General features: G+C 56.0%; 17 protein-coding genes and 2 pseudogenes. 14 read left to right on the top strand and 5 right to left on the bottom strand.

Annotated elements, in window-relative coordinates:
* The first annotated feature begins 96 nt into the window (after positions 1 to 96).
* The 3 genes from J2857_RS24985 (at position 97) to J2857_RS24975 (ending at position 3,083) form a co-directional block, all read left to right on the top strand.
* Positions 97 to 1,539, top strand: a complete 1,443-nt coding sequence (locus J2857_RS24985) for an ATPase domain-containing protein (RefSeq protein ID WP_210012789.1) — start codon at positions 97 to 99, stop codon at positions 1,537 to 1,539.
* Positions 1,536 to 2,585: a sensor histidine kinase gene (locus J2857_RS24980; protein ID WP_210012788.1), complete on the top strand. Its 1,050-nt coding sequence runs from the start codon at positions 1,536 to 1,538 to the stop codon at positions 2,583 to 2,585. The genes J2857_RS24985 and J2857_RS24980 overlap by 4 nt, the downstream gene beginning before the upstream one ends.
* A 135-nt stretch (positions 2,586 to 2,720) precedes the next feature.
* A complete protein-coding gene (locus J2857_RS24975) occupies positions 2,721 to 3,083 on the top strand; it encodes a response regulator (protein WP_210012787.1) in 363 nt (120 codons plus the stop codon).
* Between the two features lie 126 nt (positions 3,084 to 3,209).
* Here J2857_RS24975 and J2857_RS24970 read toward each other — a convergent pair whose 3' ends face one another.
* The 4 genes from J2857_RS24970 to J2857_RS24955 form a co-directional block, all read right to left on the bottom strand.
* Entirely contained in the window at positions 3,210 to 3,419 is a 210-nt protein-coding gene (locus tag J2857_RS24970) for a hypothetical protein (protein ID WP_210012786.1), read from the bottom strand.
* 49 nt (positions 3,420 to 3,468) lie between these two features.
* Complete coding sequence (locus tag J2857_RS24965) at positions 3,469 to 3,891, bottom strand: response regulator (protein ID WP_210012785.1); 423 nt, start codon at positions 3,889 to 3,891, stop codon at positions 3,469 to 3,471.
* Entirely contained in the window at positions 3,888 to 5,015 is a 1,128-nt protein-coding gene (locus J2857_RS24960; protein ID WP_210012784.1) for a PAS domain-containing protein, read from the bottom strand. Before J2857_RS24960 ends, J2857_RS24965 begins: the two co-directional genes overlap by 4 nt.
* Positions 5,016 to 5,077: 62 nt before the next feature.
* Positions 5,078 to 6,838, bottom strand: a complete 1,761-nt coding sequence (locus J2857_RS24955) for a PAS domain-containing sensor histidine kinase (protein ID WP_210013042.1) — start codon at positions 6,836 to 6,838, stop codon at positions 5,078 to 5,080.
* Between the two features lie 254 nt (positions 6,839 to 7,092).
* Here J2857_RS24955 and J2857_RS24950 point away from each other — a divergent pair, with 254 nt between their 5' ends.
* Both J2857_RS24950 and J2857_RS24945 read left to right on the top strand, forming a co-directional pair.
* Entirely contained in the window at positions 7,093 to 7,329 is a 237-nt protein-coding gene (locus J2857_RS24950; RefSeq protein ID WP_112445734.1) for a hypothetical protein, read from the top strand.
* Between the two features lie 200 nt (positions 7,330 to 7,529).
* Positions 7,530 to 7,952, top strand: a pseudogene (locus J2857_RS24945) (KAP family P-loop NTPase fold protein); the annotation flags it as partial.
* 45 nt (positions 7,953 to 7,997) lie between these two features.
* Here J2857_RS24945 and J2857_RS31055 read toward each other — a convergent pair.
* A pseudogene (locus J2857_RS31055) lies at positions 7,998 to 8,264 on the bottom strand (RHE_PE00001 family protein); the annotation flags it as partial.
* Positions 8,265 to 8,939: 675 nt separating this feature from the next.
* Between J2857_RS31055 and J2857_RS24940 the strand changes: the two are divergent.
* The 9 genes from J2857_RS24940 (at position 8,940) to J2857_RS24900 (ending at position 18,373) form a co-directional block, all read left to right on the top strand.
* Positions 8,940 to 9,458: an HIT family protein gene (locus J2857_RS24940; protein ID WP_210012783.1), complete on the top strand. Its 519-nt coding sequence runs from the start codon at positions 8,940 to 8,942 to the stop codon at positions 9,456 to 9,458.
* Entirely contained in the window at positions 9,436 to 10,050 is a 615-nt protein-coding gene (locus tag J2857_RS24935) for a 3'-5' exonuclease (RefSeq protein ID WP_210012782.1), read from the top strand. The genes J2857_RS24940 and J2857_RS24935 overlap by 23 nt, the downstream gene beginning before the upstream one ends.
* Positions 10,040 to 11,242 carry a M20 aminoacylase family protein gene (locus J2857_RS24930; protein ID WP_210012781.1) on the top strand — a complete coding sequence of 401 codons (1,203 nt, stop codon included), beginning with the start codon at positions 10,040 to 10,042 and terminating at the stop codon, positions 11,240 to 11,242. The genes J2857_RS24935 and J2857_RS24930 overlap by 11 nt, the downstream gene beginning before the upstream one ends.
* A gap of 839 nt (positions 11,243 to 12,081) precedes the next feature.
* On the top strand, positions 12,082 to 12,729 hold the full coding sequence (locus J2857_RS24925; protein ID WP_210012780.1) for a hypothetical protein: 648 nt from the start codon (positions 12,082 to 12,084) through the stop codon (positions 12,727 to 12,729).
* A 228-nt stretch (positions 12,730 to 12,957) separates the two neighbouring features.
* On the top strand, positions 12,958 to 14,103 hold the full coding sequence (locus tag J2857_RS24920) for a hypothetical protein (RefSeq protein WP_210012779.1): 1,146 nt from the start codon (positions 12,958 to 12,960) through the stop codon (positions 14,101 to 14,103).
* A gap of 354 nt (positions 14,104 to 14,457) precedes the next feature.
* Complete coding sequence (gene hxsB / locus J2857_RS24915; protein ID WP_210012778.1) at positions 14,458 to 15,867, top strand: His-Xaa-Ser system radical SAM maturase HxsB; 1,410 nt, start codon at positions 14,458 to 14,460, stop codon at positions 15,865 to 15,867.
* Positions 15,864 to 16,952 carry a His-Xaa-Ser system radical SAM maturase HxsC gene (gene hxsC, locus J2857_RS24910; protein ID WP_210012777.1) on the top strand — a complete coding sequence of 363 codons (1,089 nt, stop codon included), beginning with the start codon at positions 15,864 to 15,866 and terminating at the stop codon, positions 16,950 to 16,952. Before hxsB ends, hxsC begins: the two co-directional genes overlap by 4 nt.
* On the top strand, positions 16,949 to 17,566 hold the full coding sequence (gene hxsA, locus J2857_RS24905; RefSeq protein ID WP_046605906.1) for a His-Xaa-Ser repeat protein HxsA: 618 nt from the start codon (positions 16,949 to 16,951) through the stop codon (positions 17,564 to 17,566). The genes hxsC and hxsA overlap by 4 nt, the downstream gene beginning before the upstream one ends.
* Before the next feature lie 180 nt (positions 17,567 to 17,746).
* A complete protein-coding gene (locus J2857_RS24900) occupies positions 17,747 to 18,373 on the top strand; it encodes an SH3 domain-containing protein (RefSeq protein WP_210012776.1) in 627 nt (208 codons plus the stop codon).
* Positions 18,374 to 18,479: the final 106 nt, after the last annotated feature.

Below are 18,479 nucleotides of genomic sequence, written 5' to 3'. Positions count from 1 at the left end.
TTTCGAGAAACCTAAATATAACGAGAAGGCATCTTTCAACGACGATGATGCGCGCGCTCCGGCCCGGATCACGCTAACAGTTTTGAAAGATGAGTTATGCCGAAACGAAAAGCGCCAGCGGTTGTCAGCACAGGCATCTCCGGATTGAACGAAATTCTGCGTGGTGGTCTGCCGGCATCCAATCTCTATATGCTGCAAGGCGCTCCGGGCTCCGGAAAGACGACAGCAGCGCTACAGTTCCTTCGCGCCGGGGTGGAAGCGGGAGAGAGCTGCATTTACGTGACACTGTCGCAGACGGCGGCAGAGCTTGAAGCCATTGCTGTCTCACACGGCTGGACACTCGACGGCATTCGGGTCGAAGAACTATCGACATCCGGCTCGGTCAGCGAAGCCGATGACCAGAGCATATTTCTGACCGCAGACCTCAGGCTCGACGAGACGCGAAAGGCGATCGAGGCAGCGATCGAAGAACACAAGCCGCGGCGCCTTGTTTACGACTCCCTCCTCGAAATCCGCCTGATCACCGGTGACTCCCCAAGGTTTCGTCGCGAACTGATCGGTTTCAAGTCCTTTCTTGCCAAGCGCAACGTCGTCGCACTTCTTCTTGACACCCAGACAACCGGCTATGACCGCAGTGGCGAGGAAGTAGAGGGGCTTGCTCATGGGGTCATCCGTTTCGACAAGTCACTGGAGGAGTACGGCGCTGTGCGGCGTCGTGTGGAAGTTTCCAAGATGCGCGGTGTCCCCGTTGCCGATGGTTATCACGACATGGCAATCCGGGAAGGTGAAGGGGTCATCGTTTTTCCTCGTATTATGCCCAACACTGCATCTGAGGCCACCAAGCCGGAACTGATCAAATCAGGTGTTGCAGCGCTCGACGACATGTTTGGCGGCGGCCAGGAGGCTGGAACTACGACGCTGGTCATCGGACAGTCGGGCACTGGCAAGTCGACTATGTCGTCACTCTATGCGACCGCAGCACTCGACCGCGGCGAGAACGTTGCGCTATTCTTGTTCGAAGAGAGGCTGGAAACGTTCTTCCGCCGGTCGGAAGGCCTGGGAATGCAGCTTCGGCAGTTCCATAAGGATGGAAAGCTCATCCTGCGGGATTTCAATCCGAACGAAATCTCACCGGGTGAATTTGGTCAAATCGTCCAGGACGCGGTGACGCAAAACAAAGTCCGCGTCGTCGTCATCGATAGCCTGACCGGCTATCTGAACTCGCTACCGCATCGGGAAAAGGCGGTCCGCGACATCCAATCCCTTCTCAAATTCCTGGCTCGTTCGGGCGTGCTGACGATGCTGATTGTCGCTCAGCACGGCCTGATCGGTCAGAATGTCGGCATCGACGTAGATGTCAGCTTTCTGGGCGACACCGTGCTCCTGCTGCGGATCATGGAGCATGAGGGTCGGCTGCGCCGTAACATCACCGTCGTCAAAAAGCGCCACGGTCCCCATGACCTCAACATTCAGGAACTGCTGATAGAAAGCGGCAGCGTCAGCGTCGTTTCCTATAACCCTCTTCCTGACCCGAAATGAATGAAACACCGAGTGAACTTGATTGGGTGCTCATACTTGCCCCGTTTCGCAAAGACGCCGACTACATCGAGGCGTCCTTGCTGGAGCAGAACATCGCAGTCCGCCGTGGCCAGGCTGGCGAGGACCTAGCTGAAAATTTAGCGCTTTTGCCGGGCGTCATCCTCATCACCCATGAGGCGCTGAGCCCGCCCGTCGTCGCAACCATTGGCGATCATCTCGCCGGCCAGCCTGATTGGTCCGAAGTGCCAATCCTGGTCCTGCTTGAGCGCGCGGCTCCCGTTGCACAGATCCGCACTCAGCTTCAAAACGCCTGGCCCAGCGCCCGCCTCCAATTCTATACACGCCCAGTCGCGCGACTGGAGTTGGCCAATAGCATCCAGACCAATCTGCTCGTCCGATTGCGCCAGAAACAGGTGCGCGATGCCATTGAGCGCGAGGTCGAGCTGCGGCTGGAGCTCAATCATCGGATTAAGAACATTCTTGCCAGCGTCACCTCGATCTTTCAAATGACGCGACGCGGCGCGTCTACGGTTGATGAGCTTGCGGCAGATTTCACAGGCCGGCTTCGTGCTCTGTCCGACGTCCACACCGCAGTGTTCGAAGCAGGCGGAGACGAAATCTCACTGTTATCCGTGATCGCGGTAACCGTCGCACCCTATAACGGTGAGAGCTTGACTCGGATCAATATTGCCGGCCCGGACCTCCTTGTCGGACGGATCACTGCGACAACCATCGCCCTTTGCCTCCACGAACTGACGACGAATGCCATCAAGTACGGCGCACTGTCTCAAGGCGACGGCAGCGTCAACATTGCCTGGTCCGTTTCGGAGGAAGATCCGCCCGTGTTTTCAATGAACTGGATCGAATCGGGCGGCCCCAAAGTCGTTCAACCGACGCGGCAGGGCTACGGCACAAAATATGTTCGCTCGGCTCTCGCCTCGCTCTTGGGGGCAGCGCCGACGATCACGTTCGATCGCAATGGGTTTCGATGCCACGCCGCGGGTCCGCTAGCAAGACTTGTGCGGCAGTCGGCGGAAGCTGTTTGATACGGTATCCGTTATCGGAAGGTTTAAACACTTACTGAAGACATTCCCGAACCTGGCGGATCATATTCGTACGAGAGACGTTATCATGCTCTTGGACCAATTTATCTGCCTGTAAATCATGATGGAGCGTTGGGGATGGGCGGCAACGGTATAACGGTCCTTGTCGTGGAGGACGAGGCTCTCGTTCGGATGGATATTGCGCTATTGCTAGAGGACGAAGGTTTTCAGGTGCTGGAAGCATCGAACGCTGACGACGCCATCAGCCTGCTCGACGCACATCCGGAGGTTCGTCTGATGTTCACCGATATCGATATGCCTGGCAGCATGGATGGCTTGAAACTTGCGGCCGCGGTTCGAGATCGATGGCCACCAGTCAAGATCATCGGGTCATCGGGTCATCGCCACATGAGCGATGATACCCTTCCGTTCGTCGGCCGCTTTTTCACTAAGCCCTATGATCCGTCACGCGTGATTCACGCGATACGCGAAATGATCTAACACGATGACGTCCTACGCTGAGCGAGACCGTCAAGCCGAGGATGCCGATGCTAGCAACTCTGCAATCGCAACCGCCCACCATGATGCCCGATGCGATCATTACCTTGAAGGCAAGCAAGACAAGACTTACTGGGCTTTGATCGCCGACGGCCAATCGTTTGAGGGCTCGGCGATCTGGTGATCTGGGATCTCTTTCATCGTATCACGAAGCTGGGCAGATTCCTTCTCGATCATGTAGATCACCGCGGATCTCTCGGCACCTTTAGCGACGAGCTCATCGATCAACGCGTGCAGACTCGGTTTGACCTCTTTCAAAATGTTCTGGTTGTCACTCATCAATTCCTCCCATTTTCGCTCCGTGTTGGCCGACGCTCCTCCTTGGGTCTTAGCCAAACCGCCCTGCATTCGCGTCATCCGCCAGAACCAGACTTGCGGGCGGCGACCCACTCTCGTCGCCTCCGACGATTGCGGAAATGTAAGTCAGGGCATTTTTCATTCCGTTCATCGTGTAGGGCTTTTCGATTGCACCGAGTGCGCCGGCAAACCCTTCCGGGATCTTCTTGATATTGCCGCTCACGAAGACATAGGGGATGCCCGCAGCTGCTAGTTCGCGACCCACGTCGATCCCGGTCGGGCCATCCATGAGGTGGATATCGACGAATGCGAAATCCGGCTTCGAAGTGCAGATCTGCTCACGCGCCTGGCTGCTGCTCATGGCAAGTCCTGTGACCTGATGGCCCGCCATCTCCACCTCACTTTCAAGCTCCATGGCGAGCAGCATTTCGTCTTCGACGATCATCACTTTCAATGCGTATTCTCCTGTTTGTCGCCGACAAGTAGCACCACGTCGACAACCGTCTTGCGGCCATCCTGTTTCCGTTCGATTTCGGCGCCGAGCTGCAAAGCAGACGCCTCGATCAACATGCGTCCGAGCTCGGTGCTTTCAATATCAGGCTCAACTGGTTCGGATGTGTCCTCGACACGGATCAGAAAGTGACCGTTGAGGCGTTTGACCACCACATGGATGTCGCCGCCGCCGTCCATGAGGCCGCGTCGAACTGCATCGCCGACCAACTCATTGACGATCAGCGACAAAGGCGTGGCTTTGACAGCGGGCACGAGCAGCGGCGAAAGATCCAAAGACAGACGGATGTCGTTGCGGCCAGTGGCATCGACAAGATCTGTCACCAATTCCTTTGTGAACTCTGAGATATCGAACTTCGACACGTCGTCAAGCGTGAACAGCTTTCGCTGAACTGTACTGAGGGCCTCTATTCGGTTGAGGACCGACATGAGTGTCTGCCTTTGCCGATAATCGGTGGTGATGCGTGCCTGCATTTTTACGATGGAAGCCATAGTCAGCAGGTTATTTTTCACCCGATGGTCCACCTCGTGGACCAGCAGCGTGCGCGCCTCCAGTGCCGCCTTAAGGGTGGCGGTGTTTTTTGCCACCTCCGCCTCCGCCTCATGGCGCGCAGCCGCCAGGTCTGCTTCCCGGCTTTTGACCGTTGTGAAATCGAGCTGGGACGCAAAGAAATAGATGATTGTCCCTGCCTCGTCCCGGACGGGGCTGATGAATACCGCATTCCAAAACGTAGTGCCGTCTTTTCGGTAATTAAGAATATCGACAGCAACATCGTGGCCGGCCGCGATGCCCTCCCGAATCCTCGCGATCGTTGCTTTGTCAGTCTCTGGACCCTGCAGAAAACGGCAATTGCGCCCGATTATCTCGTCATCTCTGTAGCCCGTGAGCCTTCGGAAGGCTTCGTTGCAGAAGATGATCGGATTGTCGGACTGGTTCGGATCGGTGACGATCATTGGCATCCGGGTCGCCTTGAACGCGGCCGCAAATGGATCCTCGCTTACATGTCCGGCGACGAGACGGTCGCCAGCGTTGCGGGCATCGGTCCGATATTGATCCTTTTCTTGCATGGCGGTCCTAATCGTAATGTCCGCAACAAATGCCGCGGTTGGGGAATTGGTTCCGGTTTTTGTCAGGGCAAAGACGTTATCGTCGCCTCGATCTCGCAAATCACACCGGACGGATCATAGGCGATTGTCGATTTGCCGTTCAGCTCCGCGGCCAACAAGCGTTCGACGAGGCGGGACCCGAAGCCCTTGCGGGTCGGAGGGAGAACCTCCGGTCCGTCCATCTCCCTCCAAACGAGGCGAAGATCTCCGGTTTCTTCAGCGTAGCTCCAGCTGATGGCAATTCTGCCTGTCGCATTGGAGAGTGCACCATATTTGGCAGCATTTGTGCCGAGTTCATGGAGAGCAAGCGAGAGTGACGCAACGACCTTTTGCGGCAGCAAGACGGGATCACCAGAAACATCAAACCGCTCCGAAGGATATGGAGCGATAGCCTGCTCTACCACAGCCTTGAGATCGGCACTCTGCCAATGCCCCTCTGCAAGAAGGTCGTGGGCATGTGCCATGGCCGAAAGGCGCGCCTCGAAAGCGGTAACCGCACCGCTGGCCTCAGCATCTTTTGCCAGGGTCTGACGGGCAATCGCCATGACCGTCGCAAAGACATTCTTCACCCGGTGGTGCAACTCGCCAATTAGCACTGCCTGAAGCCGATCCGCTTCCTTTTTCGCAGAAATATCGTGAGCGATCTTGGATGCGCCGATAATCCTGCCGGCGCTGTCGTAGATTGGCGACACGCTGAGGAGAACATCGACGAGATGGCCATCTTTGTGACGGCGTCTGGTTTCGTAGGGCTCCACCGTCGATCCGACCCTGACACAGTTCAACAGCGTCGGCTCCTCGTCGATCCGATCAGCAGGCACAAGGATCAGTACAGACTGACCGATGATCTCGTCCGCCTTGTAACCGTAGAGCCTCTCCGCCGAGGCGTTCCAGGACGTGATAGTCATATCGAGATCGATGCCTAGGATGGCATCATTGGAAGATGCAATGATGGACGCCAGCTGGCGCTCGACCTCCTGCCCTTTTTTGCGTTCGCTTATATCGATCGAGACGACCGCAACCTGGCGAATCCTACCGCTATCGTCTCGAAGCGGTGAGACGGTGTTGTTCACCCAGACGAGACTGCCATCTTTTCGGACGTAGCGCTTTTCGAGATCGAAGCTCTCGCCGGTCTGTGCAAGCCGCTGATACAATCGGGTTTGCTCGGGCATATCGTCGGCATAGGTGATGTCGCGGATGTTCTTGCCGAGCAGCTCCTGTTCGTCGTAGCCAACAATCTCGCAAAATCGCTTGTTGACGTGCAGGATGTCACCATTGAGGCTCCCTTGGCCAATCCCGGCCGCCGACTGCGATATTACCGCCCGCAGCCGTTCTTCGCTTGCCTGGAGCGCCCGATCGCCGCGGACGCGATCCGTGGTCTCGTTGACAATGCAGAAGACGCCGCAAACCGTCCCGTTTTCATCGCGGACCGGGGAATAAGAAATGTCAAAATAGACAGTTTCCGGGTAGCCGTGCCGCTCGATATAAAATGGGCGGTCCTTGGCGGCGACCGTCTCGCCTTTGTCCAGGACTTGACGCAGGAGCGGTTCGAGGTCGTCCCATAGCTCGCTCCAGTTTTCTCGTGCCGGGCGACCGAAAGCCTTCGGGTGCCGTTGTCCGATCGACGGTGCATAGGGTGCGTTGTACAGGGCGACGAAGTCCGGCCCCCAGAACAAAACGATCTGCGCCATGGAAGGCAGCATAATGTCGACAGTGGATCTCAGGCACGGAGGCCAAACCGAAGGCGGGCCAAGCATGGACTGGTCCCAGAGCCCCCGCTCAAGCATTCGAGAAATTTCGTCCTGCCCTGAGAAAGTTGTCCCCGTTTCGTTCTGCATCGGCGCCCACTCTAAATCGTTGCGACGTCGCAAACGTTCGTCCCAGTGCTCAATGTATAGCGTGAGATGGTCGCAGCAAGGTCTTTTCGCAATGAAATCAGCTTCTAATCCGACAGACCGCTACCGATTTCAGCTCACCAAAGCAGCAGACTTGACCCTTTCTGGCTGATTTCCCATATGTGCGCCGCGAGAAGGGAACGGGTATGCGCGCTTTTTTAGAAACGTCATTCGGTCCGAACGAATTGTCGGTTATCGACCAATCATTCAAAGACTGGCTGGAAACTCACCATGTGACCAAGAACAGCGCAGAGGCTGAGCTTGCCGCTGCGATCATCATAAACCTGTATCGCGAGGGACATGACACCAGGCAGGAATTGGACACTGCCATGTCCCTACATCGCGGTCTTGCCGATCTTGGCGAGTTGGCATCGCGCTCTTGAAAGGATGTGAACTTACGACCCGCATATCTGTCCCGAAATTTGACGGCTATCTTAAATAACCTCAGCAGCTTAAACTCTGGCAACGATTAAAGAATAGCATAACTTTGACCAAAACCGCTTAGGATCTTGTTCCGCTCAAGAACTGATGACATCATCAACCTATACGATCGGCACTTAACCAAGTGGTGGACTAAGGTTGCATGAGCGAAGCAGCGCATGAAAGACATCTGGGATACATTCCTGATCATGAAACGAAAGTCGACCTACTCCGCAATGAGGCGATCGCAAAGACTGTAATAAAAAATCTCATCACCCGCAGTGATGATCGCCCGATCACAATCGGTGTCCACGGCTACTGGGGCGCTGGCAAATCCTCAGTCCTGGAAATGATCGCCGCCCGGTTCCCCGATCAGGGGAAAGACACGTTGGTGATCCGGTACAACGGGTGGCAGTTTCAGGGATTCGAGGATGCCAAGATCGCACTGATCGAGGGCATTGTGCACGACTTGATCGAGAACCGTTCGCTCGCCACCAAGGCCACCGAACAGGTTCGGAATATACTGAAGCGTATAGACTGGCTGAAGGTTGCTAAGCGTACTGGTGGTCTCGCGTTCAATCTTGCGACAGGACTGCCGTCACCGGAACAGCTCTCCGACATCGTTGGCTTCATCGGAAGCGATGGTGAGTTCGTGGGTCGGCGTGCGGATGTCGCGGGTGGCATCGTGGAGGACGAGATCCTCGAGATGCACGAGTTCGCCGTCGATCCAAAGCGAGGCACAGGCGTCGGCAAAATTTTGCCGCTCGAGGAAGCCCTGCCCGACCGGCGCGCGGGCGATGCGCTCGTCGAGGCGCGTGAGTGCGGTAGCGGCGTCGAAAGCCGGTCGCATCAAGTCACTCATGCTGATTTTCGCGAGATCGTAAGCCATTGAAATTATGGTAAATGATTTGCTAAAGGAAATCTATGTCGGAGTTCGGGTTCGCCACTGGATAGATTGCACCAGCGCACCGCTGGCCATCGATAAATACCCCTTATCGATGGTATAAGCCTAAATGTCAGATCTTTTTTACTTGTGCCTTTCATCGCTATATTTTGATCTTGCGGTGATATGGTATTTTTACTTGCTGTGCCGGCCATAGGCATCATTCATCGGATCGGCGTTGCACGACCAGCAACGTCAATTCCGGGCTGCACGCAGACGTGCCAGCCGATCGGATCTAAGCAGGCCAGTGGTTCTTCGGGACAGATGTACGGTGGTCCTCATGTCTGCTCGATGCTGCTGGCCGCCCGATAAACCTTTGTTAAAAATCAACTCCTATTTCCGCTCGCCGTCTGCATTGGTGCCGAGTATTTTGGAATGCAAGCATGCGATGAGCGAAATCGGGTGCGCCTTAGAGCTCTCGAGCGGCTCGTTATGTACCGGACTCGCTTCGGCAACGGAGGCGGACCGCGGCCGGACCATCTGACCAAAGCTACGGGCCTTTAGCGTTGGCCATCGAGCTACAGTTCGCTAACGTGTTGCTAAAATCAGATTTCTGCGACATCGAAGAAGTCAAACGCAAAACCGGAAGTAAACTTGGCACTATCGCGAAAGCGACGGAGAAGGCGGACCTTGGATATCCCAGAGCGTTTTCATATCACCGAAACCGGTGGATGGCTGGTGAGCCACAGGATGAACTCTGCCCTTCCCGGCTATCTGATGATCAGCTCGAAGACGGACACGAATGATCTGTCGGAGCTGTCGGAAAGGGCACTTGGCGAACTCGGACCATTGCTGGCGGCAGCTCAGAAGGCGTTGAAGCAGAAATTGCATGCCGAACGGGTCTATATCGGCCGCTATGGACACTCTCCCGGCTATCCAATTCATTTTCATGTGATCCCAATCTATGATTGGGTTGAGGCCCTGTTCTGGAAGGACGAGCGATATCGTTTGCTTGAAACCTTCGCAGAGGGAGCAGGAGAAACGCCGACAGATGGCGCTGAACTGACCTTTTCTGTCTGGCGAGAGTTTTGTGAACGTGCGGAGCCGCCGGCAATCCGGGGGCCTTCGGTCAGCGCGGTGATCGAGCTGTTGCGGCTAACGTTGAAGCCTGAGAAGGAAGGAGCTTATGAAAACTGCGATCGTATTTGACTGCGAGTTTCTTTGCCTTGAGGGCTCGCAACGCAGGTTCTGGTGTGCAGCCCATGACCCTGATCCCGTTATCGCTCAGATCGGTGCTGTAAAGCTTGGGCTCGAAGCCGATTTTCCAATTGTCGATACCTTCAAGGCCTATGTCCAGCCGACTGATCGATATGGCAATAGGTACGCGCTAGATCCCTTCTTCACAAAGCTGACAGGCATCACCGAAGAGAATATCGAGGCCGAAGGTGTGGCACTGCCGGATGCGCTAACGCAGGTAGATAGCTTTTCGGGCGGAGCGCAGTTCTGGTCATGGGGCAAGGACGAGCTGAACATGGTGGCGATCAGTTGTTATGTGGCCGGCATTCAGACCCCAATCCCGGCCCATCGTTTCGACAATGCTGTCAAGCTACTGCTCGCGGCCGGGATGCCAGTTGAGGATCTGGCGAAGACGCCGAGCAACAAGCTCGCAGACTACTACAGTGTCCAGCATCCGCCTTTGCAGGGCCATGACGCGCTCGATGATGCGCTTTCTGTTTCATATACGCTGCAACACCTTATGAAGGTCGGGCAGTTGAGGCCGGAGGTGTTCGATGTCAAATGATGTGAACGCAGGTCAACATGACAACGAAATCATAGCTTGGCGTCGCGATCTGCACGCCCACCCGGAATTGGGTTACGAGCTTCCCCGCACGGCGTCCTTCGTGGCCGAAAAACTCCGTGCGTTTGGCTGTGACGAAGTAGCCGAGGGTATTGGCAGAAGCGGCGTTGTCGGCGTTGTCCATGGCCAGAGCACGTCATCTGGCAGGGTAATCGGCCTCCGCGCCGACATGGATGCGCTTCCTATTCACGAAACGACAGGACTTTCCTACGCGTCCACGACGGAAGGCCGGATGCATGCTTGCGGGCACGACGGGCACACGGCGATGTTGCTGGGTGCTGCAAAGGCGCTGGCAGAAGCACGCAACTTCGATGGCACCGCCGTTCTGATCTTCCAGCCAGCGGAGGAAGGACAGGCGGGCGCGAAAGCAATGTGCGACGATGGCTTGATGACGCGCTGGGGGATCGAGAGGGTATTCGCCCTTCACAACGAACCGGGCCTGGACGTTGGTCGTTTTGCCACCCGCACCGGCCCGTTTGGGGCTGCCGTGGCGAGCTTCAAGATAACGGTCGATGGCAAGAGCGCCCATGCTGCCAGCCCTCAGGCCGGCATTGACGCGCTGCTTCCCGCCGCCAACATCCTCATTGCCCTGCAAACCATCATTGCGCGCAACGTTCACCCGCTCAAAAGCGGCGTGATCTCCTTCGGATCGTTGCAGGGCGGAAAGCCTGGAGGAACGTTTGTCGGGTCGAGCGAGCTGCGTGGCTTGGCCCGCTGGTTTGAGCCGGAGGTGCGAGACACCATGCATCGACGTATCATCGATATTTCGGAGGGAATTGCAGCGTCCTACCGGGCGACTGCGACAGTGACATTCAGAAACCTGTATCCCGCAGTCGTCAATCATCCGGCAGAAACAGCGTTGGCTGTGGAGGTTGCCCGTACCGTCATGGGAGAGGATTCCGTCGATCCCGACCACTCGCAGCTCATGGGCTCTGAGGATTTCGCTTTCATGCTCGAACAACGGCCAGGAAATATTGCGCTCCTTGGAAACGGCAGCACGGCGGGGCTGCATGACCCTGGTTATGATTTCAACGATGCGGCGATTCCCTACGGTGTCGGCTACTGGACACGTTTGGTCGAAACAGCAATGCCGGTGCAGAAATCCTGGGACCGTTCCGATGCAGATCATTTTTAGGGCCCTTGTGAGGAACGATCTTCTCGAACTGCGCACGTGGTTCGAGGATGCCGAGTTATCACGTCGGCTGTCACTTCCGACTGATGAATGGCTGCACATGTCGCGAATGCGAATCATATAGATCTGAAACCCTCAGCAAGGTGACGAATACGGTCACCGCCCGTGGGGGCGCTTAGGTCCGTTTCAGTGATTACGTCGGTCATGCCCGATCTCTCCGGGCTATATTCAGGTGATTTCAGATGAAGCGGTTATACATCCGCAGCGAGTTTCACGAGCTTGTGTGGTCTGCCCCCGGCGATGAACTCGCGGAAAAACTGGGACTTAGCTCGAAAGCCCTCAGCCGGCTTTGCCAACACCATCTCATCCCTTTTCCGTCCCCGAGGTATTGGTCAGGAGTGGCTGAGGGGAAGCCGCCGAAGGTAACGCCTTTACTGCCTGTTGACAACGAGGAGCTACAGGTAGTCAATCTGGACGGTCCTCAAACCAATAGAAGCGCTTACGCAGCAAAAATCATTGCAACAGCAGCGGCGGCGTCAAATGGAAATGGCCCTCCACTCCCCCGAAAGCCTCCCAGTCCAGCCCCTGCGAAACACGAGGTATCAAAGACCGAGCCAAGTCCGCCTCCCGAGCGTTTTCTAGCGCCAGTCGCGAAGATGCATCCAGTAATCAAGGAGTTCGATCGAGACCTTCGAAGCAGCTCCCTGAACCACGCAGGTGAGCTTAATCTCGGCGAAACTGCAATTCACCCCCGCAGTCGGCAAAGGCTAGCAATATTTCTTCACTATCTGGCCACCGACCTTCAAAACGAGGGCATCGATCTCCGCCGAGAAGACCAGCGGTTGGTATTCTTCGATGGCCCGGATAGTACGAGGATCTATTGCAAGGAGCAAAGAACGCGAACTAAACACGAGCCTACAGCGGCCGAGCTTCGCGCGCTCGAGAATGCCAGGCGGTCACGTGAGTGGGGCCAATGGCCATCCATCCCCGATTATGACTACGAACATTCGGGTAAGCTGACGCTGGAAATAAGCGGCTGGGGCGGGAATCTTCGCGGGAAATGGTCAGATGGCAAACACCAAACGTTGGAACGGGTGTTTGACAGCATCAAAGTCGGGATCTTGGCACGGATCGCATACGAGCGGGAGGAGCGACTTGAGAGAGAGCGGCGCCACCGAGAATGGGAACACCACCAGCATCGCAGGAAACTCCAGAAAGGCAGAGTAGAGCGAGAAGCGAAGCGAGTTTCGTTTCTGAAGCAGTTAGCCGAGTTTCAGCGTGAAGCCTCGGATCTGAGGATGACTATCTCCCAAACGGCGGCGCCTGGTACCAATACCGAATATGACCGAATGCTTTTATGGGCGAAGGATCGGCTCGCTCATCTTGAGAGCCTGCAAACGAGGGAAGCGGTCGCCGAAAAGCTGAAGCAAGAGAAGCTCTTTCCCGACCATGACGACCTCCATGATCCAGAGGGCGAGCTGCCAAGTTGATAGGCAAGGCTTTAACCCGGCTATGCTCGAAAGATTTTAAGCCGCTGAATGGGAATTCTTGTTCCAGGAATCCCCTTAGCGCCGCCGACCAAAGTCGAGGTGCTCAAGACGAGCCCTCATAGCAATATTCGCTCATTTTCGAACAAGAAGATCTGTTAGTATGGCTCCAAAGATTTACAGACGTTCAATGAAGTGGGCATTAGTACGCTTCGGGATTGGCTATGTGTGATGCTTTCTGAGCGCCCAAATTTTATTTGGCACTTGGCCCGACTGGTGCCGCTGGCTGCCTTGCTCGCGATTGGCGCCGCTGTCAATGTTTCGGCTCAGACAATTGCGGGCTACGCTATCGGTGAAAACCATCTGAAACTAAATGAACTCGGCAACGCCGAGTGGCAATACGACTACGGCGAGTATACAAGCGCCACGTTCAATGTCGGCCCTGCTATCAGCATATCGAGCGCTGTCGAAAAATCGACGGGTAAGGTCGTCCGCCTGGAAGCCAGTTGGAGCGGCCGAGGTAAGCCGCAGCCGGCATATTTCTCGGACTTCAAATTTGGACTGACTGATCTGGCCACCATCAGGCAACGGCTCGGCAGTTCGGGCGCGCTTCCGGGCAGTGGCGCACCCGTCCTCAGCAGCTCGGACGGTGGCGTCGAAATCTCAAGCTTCTATGAAGTTGCCAACTCCCAGATCATCGCATCTTTCATCACGAAAGTCAGCCGTGACGCACTTGTCGATCTCCAGCGCCGATATGGAGCTGAGACCTATGCGCATGTCGCAAAAGTTGCCACCCTTCAGTCAGTGGTGATTTCAGACGCTGCTTATTTCAAGAGCCTTCGCGGGACGACATCTATTTTCGATGTTGGATACCGCTCGATTGCCTGGGAACCAGCGGCCGCGCTGACGATGGATGCAAAGCGGGAAATCTCGCTCGCGCGGATTAAGCCATCGCAATTGCCGGTTCCTCGTGTCTATTCTGGCCCGAACAACCTTCCCGACCTCACCGGTCAAAGCTCATCGTTCAGGACCCACCAGGCCAAGATCGCTGACGGAATGGCGTCCGGGCCATCCTTCGCCGGCGAGTTTGCAGTTATTCAGATCGGTTGCGGATCAAGTTGCTCGAATGCTTTTGTCGGCAATGTACGCACCGGCGAAGTGTTCAAGCTGCCGAAAGGCGGCAAGGACAATCTGAACCTCACTCTTAAATACGAGCTTTCCAGCCGGCTGATGACCGCCCAGTGGTCCGAGGCGGAAACCGGCAAGTGCTTTGTTGAGTTTTTCAGCTTCGATGACGGCGAATGGGTTGAACTCTTAAGGCGCGACATCGGATCGTCAGATCGCTGCCTGGCCTCTCTTGCTGAAAATCTGAGATAGCAAGAAGGTACCGATGACTTCTTTTCGTTGTGCCGTTCGTTGATCAGCGATATCTATGTTTCCGTTGCACGACGTGGCAGCCGGCAGAGTACCTTAAAATGGAAGTAACAGACCCTCGTACCCCGATATCAATCGATGAGCACCTTCGGCCTTGGCTATCCGACGCCGCTCTCCGCTTTCGATACCTATATCCCCAGATCGCGCTGCACATAGACGGAAACACCGTCAGCTTCCGGGGTGAAGCAGCCGACGATCCTGGCGTTACGAGAGATTTTCTGTTTTGCATCTACCGTCAGAAGATATTCGCCGAAACGCTGCCCTTGCGGAAAATGCTGATTGAAGGCGTCACGGGTTTTGCAGATCGTACCCCTTAAATTCCGCCCGACCGATGACGGGGCCCTGCTGTTCGCGGACGATGCCGGCGGGTATTTCAAGGCCGACCAAGATTTCCTGGAACGGTACGTGGACGACAGCCTCACCCAGTCCGACCACCGCTTCCTAGACGTCAACGGACACGCTTTCGACGGTGTCGGTGACCTCGCCTATTCCGGTTTCGAGTACCGATTTGCGAGCCGGCTCTACTCTCCCGCGGAGCTGGACTATGTGATCCTTGTCCCGACGCTGAGATGCAATCTCTCATGCGGCTATTGCCAGGTCTCCCGCGTCAACGAAACCACCCCTGGATTTGACTGGAACGGCGAGACGCTGCAGGCGGTCCTGCGATTTCTGGGTGGCTTGTCGACGAAGAGGATCAAGATCGAGTTCCAGGGCGGAGAACCACTGCTTCGACTTGATGTCATCAGGCATGTACAGGCTTTCTGCCGATCGAAGTTCGACCATTGCGAATTCGTGATCTGCACAAACCTGCAGGAGGTCAGCCCCGAAGCATGGGCGGTTCTGGAAGAACCCCATGTGTTCACCAGCACATCACTCGATGCCGACCGGGCTACCCACCAGGCCCAACGGACCAAGAACGCACAGAAGACATCATCATTCTTCGATAACTTTGATGCGGCCGTGAACCGGTTAGGCCCGAACAAAATCTCAGCACTCCCCACAATCAATCCTACCAATCCGCCTCCTGCCACCGCGGTGATCGACACCTTCGTCGGCTACGGGATCAGGTCGATCTACTTGCGCCCGGTGAACCACCAGGGATTCGCACGCAAGCGGTTCGATGCCCGATCGAGTGCTTCTTCCTGGAACCGATATCATTCCTCGTTTATCGACGCCCTGATCGACTTCAACTGGGACGCAGATGCACCTCTCGAGGAGTATTATTTTACGCACTGTCTGCGGCGTGTCCTGCGCTCGGGCCACAATCATCATGCCGACCTGCGCAACCCGAACATCATCGGTTACAGCTATGTGGTGATCGATCATGATGGCAAGTTTTACCCGACTGACGAAGCCCGTATGGTAAGCCGCGTCGGCCAGTTCGATCTTTCAATGGGTGACGTATTCAGCGGAATAGACCGCGACAAGATCGACATGCTGAATTCCGAAGCGCTGAACAATTTTCATCCTGACTGCGTCCACTGTCCCTACCAGGCATTCTGCGGTGTCGATCTTGTCGACGATCTGTCCCGCTATGGGCGGATTGATCTTCCCAAACACCTGACGGACTTCTGTCAGCGGCACACCTATATCTTCGACAAGATTTTCTCTCTGATCTATTCGGAAGATCCCAAGGTCGGCAAATCCCTCGCCATCTGGTCCGGAGCACCCCGCTTTGACTCCTCGTTCGCGAAGGTCCATCGATGATCGATCTGCGCCTCAAGGTCGATCCTTTACCAATCGTGGAGCCGCTGGTCGTGCGGCTGCTCGATCAACCCGTGGACAATCGAACCGAGCACGACGCCATCATTCTCGATATCGACGGCGATCGGCGAGAATACGAGTATCATGGTTTCTCGTTTACGGTGTATGCACGGCCTCATGAAAGCTTGGACGGTGACGTGCTCCTGGTTCTGCCCGGACAGGCAAGTGCGCATCGCCTCATTCGGGCGAATTCAAATCACAACACCTTCTTGGTCACCGAGCAATGCGACCAGCTATGTGTCATGTGTTCGCAGCCGCCAAAGAAGTACCATTTCGACCTGTTCGACCAGCTTGCCATCGCGGCCTCGCTCGCCCCGCGCGATGCAGTGATCGGCATCTCCGGCGGTGAACCATTGCTCCACAAGGAACGGCTGTTTCAGATGCTTTTTGCCGTCAGCGCCAGCCGGCCCGACCTGCGTTTTCACATCCTGACGAATGCGCAACATTTCGAGCCCCAGGACGCGGAACGGCTTGTCGCACTCGGTTCGGATCGCATCCTCTGGGGTGTGCCGCTCTATTCCGCTAACCCTAAGACCCATGACAGGATCGTTGGGAAGGAGGGGGCGTTCGCCAGCCTTGAACGTGGGCTTGCGACACTGATGCGGGCGGGGGCCTCTGTCGAACTTCGAACGGTCGTCTTGCAACAGAATTGGGAGGACCTGATCGGCGTTGCGGAGTTCATCGCGACCCGCCTCGGGTTTATCTCGGTCTGGGCGATTATGCAGCTTGAAAGGATCGGCTATGGCCGGATGAACTGGGCATCGTCCTTCAAGGACACGTCTGCGGATTTTGAACAGGCCGCGCGCGCGATCGATATCGTCACCGCCCGCGGTCTAAAAGCGTGGCTTTACAATTTCCCGCTCTGCTCGGTTCCTCAGGACTATCGCGGATACGCGCCATCGACGATTTCCGACTGGAAACGAAAATATCTCGATTTTTGTGACGGCTGCGGTGCTCGCGAAACTTGTGGTGGCTTTTTTCAGTGGTATGATCACAAGGAGGGGTTTAATGGGCTGGGGCCAATATGAAATCGCGGATATTTCTGATACCGTCCTTTTTGGCGGCGGGGTTCCTGCCGACAAAGTCGGATGCAATGCCGATAGCGGACGCAGGGCTTACAAAGAGCCCTATTCCTTCTATTCTGGAGCGCCTTCGTCTGAACCATATCTTCACGCTCGCGGGACATCGCTCGCACAGCTCCCATCGGTCCCATAGCTCTCACTCCAGCCATCGATCCAGCAGTGGTAGTGGCTACAGCTACGGCGGTTCGAGTTCGCCAACCTATACTGCCCCTTCCCCATCATACACGCCGCCGGCAAGGTCGGTCTATCCGACCGTACCCGCGGCACCTGTTACGCCAAGCGTACCGGCAAATCCGGCCCCTCTTCTCAGCGCGCCGGCAACAATACCCGCGCCTGTTCCGCTGAAGCCACTTCCTGGCAATACGGACAAATTCAAACGCATCACGATGCAGGTTCAAACCGCGCTGACGGCTTACGGCTACTACTCCGGTCTAATCGACGGTCAGGTGGGGCAGGCCTGCAAAACTGCGCTGATCGCGATGCAGACCGACTATAAGCTGAAGGTCACCGGAACGATCACTCCCGAAGTCCTTGATACCTTCGGGATTGCAGCAAACTAGATCGAGACAAATTCTATCTAAACCGGAGGTCCCTTATATGAATATTTCATTTGAACGGAAGTCATTTGGCGGCGATATGTTCATCGACAGCCTCGAACCGCGCTGCCCTTGCCCGCTACTGTATTTTTCCGGCCCTGAATTCTGCTAAAACTGTTGGAGATGGACATGGGCTAGTGATCGATGTCAGCTTCCGCCCGCAAACCCTGGATCATTGTCGGCGCGATCGCGATAGTCGCGATTTTCGTTAATTTGTTGCCGAAACCCGAGGCAAGCACCCCTGAAAAACCTTTCAGCGGGAAACAACCGATCCAAGCGGATAATCCCAATACGACCATCACAAGACCAGCTTCAGATAACGAAGCGAAAACACAAACAATCTTGATCCAAAGCCAGGCAGTGAACCGCGAATTCCGAGATATCGATCCGGATCTGAGGGCCGCTTTCGATGCGGCCGCGCAGATTGCATTGGCCACTCCGCGAGACAGTGGGAATGACTGGAAAAATAACAGCGAGCCGTCACTTCCGACCCTCGAGAACAGAGAGGTTAGAGCCACGCCGCCGGTAGCGACAGCGCCGGCCGTGCCCATCTCGCCGGGCGTACCGGATCCTCCGAGTGCCGAAATCGCGAAAACGATCACGAACCTCAACATGCGCGAGGGACCAGGAACGCAATATGTGCTCGTGGAAAAACTCGCTACAGGTGTGTCAGTCGCCGTTATCGGGACGGAGGCTGGTTGGGCTCATGTCCGAGTCAAGATTTCTGGCCGGGAGGGGTGGGTGAATCCGAGATATCTGGCGCGTGACTGACAGATCGTCGCCCGCGCGTTGCGCGCCGGGGCGCTGCAGGCTTCGCTGACAATGCAGTGCGTCACCATCTCTGAGAAGGTTGTGCAGCGGTTGATGAAACAAGAGA

The sequence above is a fragment of the Neorhizobium galegae genome, assembly GCF_017877055.1.
GTDB lineage: Bacteria > Pseudomonadota > Alphaproteobacteria > Rhizobiales > Rhizobiaceae > Neorhizobium > Neorhizobium galegae_D.
The sequence above is the reverse complement of the archived record's forward strand: the minus strand, read 5'-3'. Positions and strand labels throughout refer to the sequence as shown.

Bases quoted from the DNA above. Each gene is read 5' to 3' on its own strand.
- J2857_RS24985 (WP_210012789.1), top strand. From the start codon at position 97: ATGCCGAAACGAAAAGCGCCAGCGGTTGTCAGCACAGGCATCTCCGGA.
- J2857_RS24980 (WP_210012788.1), top strand. From the start codon at position 1,536: ATGAATGAAACACCGAGTGAACTTGATTGGGTGCTCATACTTGCCCCG.
- J2857_RS24975 (WP_210012787.1), top strand. From the start codon at position 2,721: ATGGGCGGCAACGGTATAACGGTCCTTGTCGTGGAGGACGAGGCTCTC.
- J2857_RS24970 (WP_210012786.1), bottom strand. From the start codon at position 3,419: ATGAGTGACAACCAGAACATTTTGAAAGAGGTCAAACCGAGTCTGCAC.
- J2857_RS24960 (WP_210012784.1), bottom strand. From the start codon at position 5,015: ATGCAAGAAAAGGATCAATATCGGACCGATGCCCGCAACGCTGGCGAC.
- J2857_RS24955 (WP_210013042.1), bottom strand. From the start codon at position 6,838: ATGCTTGAGCGGGGGCTCTGGGACCAGTCCATGCTTGGCCCGCCTTCG.
- J2857_RS24950 (WP_112445734.1), top strand. From the start codon at position 7,093: ATGCGCGCTTTTTTAGAAACGTCATTCGGTCCGAACGAATTGTCGGTT.
- J2857_RS24935 (WP_210012782.1), top strand. From the start codon at position 9,436: ATGAAAACTGCGATCGTATTTGACTGCGAGTTTCTTTGCCTTGAGGGC.
- J2857_RS24930 (WP_210012781.1), top strand. From the start codon at position 10,040: ATGTCAAATGATGTGAACGCAGGTCAACATGACAACGAAATCATAGCT.
- J2857_RS24920 (WP_210012779.1), top strand. From the start codon at position 12,958: ATGCTTTCTGAGCGCCCAAATTTTATTTGGCACTTGGCCCGACTGGTG.
- hxsC (WP_210012777.1), top strand. From the start codon at position 15,864: ATGATCGATCTGCGCCTCAAGGTCGATCCTTTACCAATCGTGGAGCCG.
- hxsA (WP_046605906.1), top strand. From the start codon at position 16,949: ATGAAATCGCGGATATTTCTGATACCGTCCTTTTTGGCGGCGGGGTTC.
- J2857_RS24900 (WP_210012776.1), top strand. From the start codon at position 17,747: ATGTCAGCTTCCGCCCGCAAACCCTGGATCATTGTCGGCGCGATCGCG.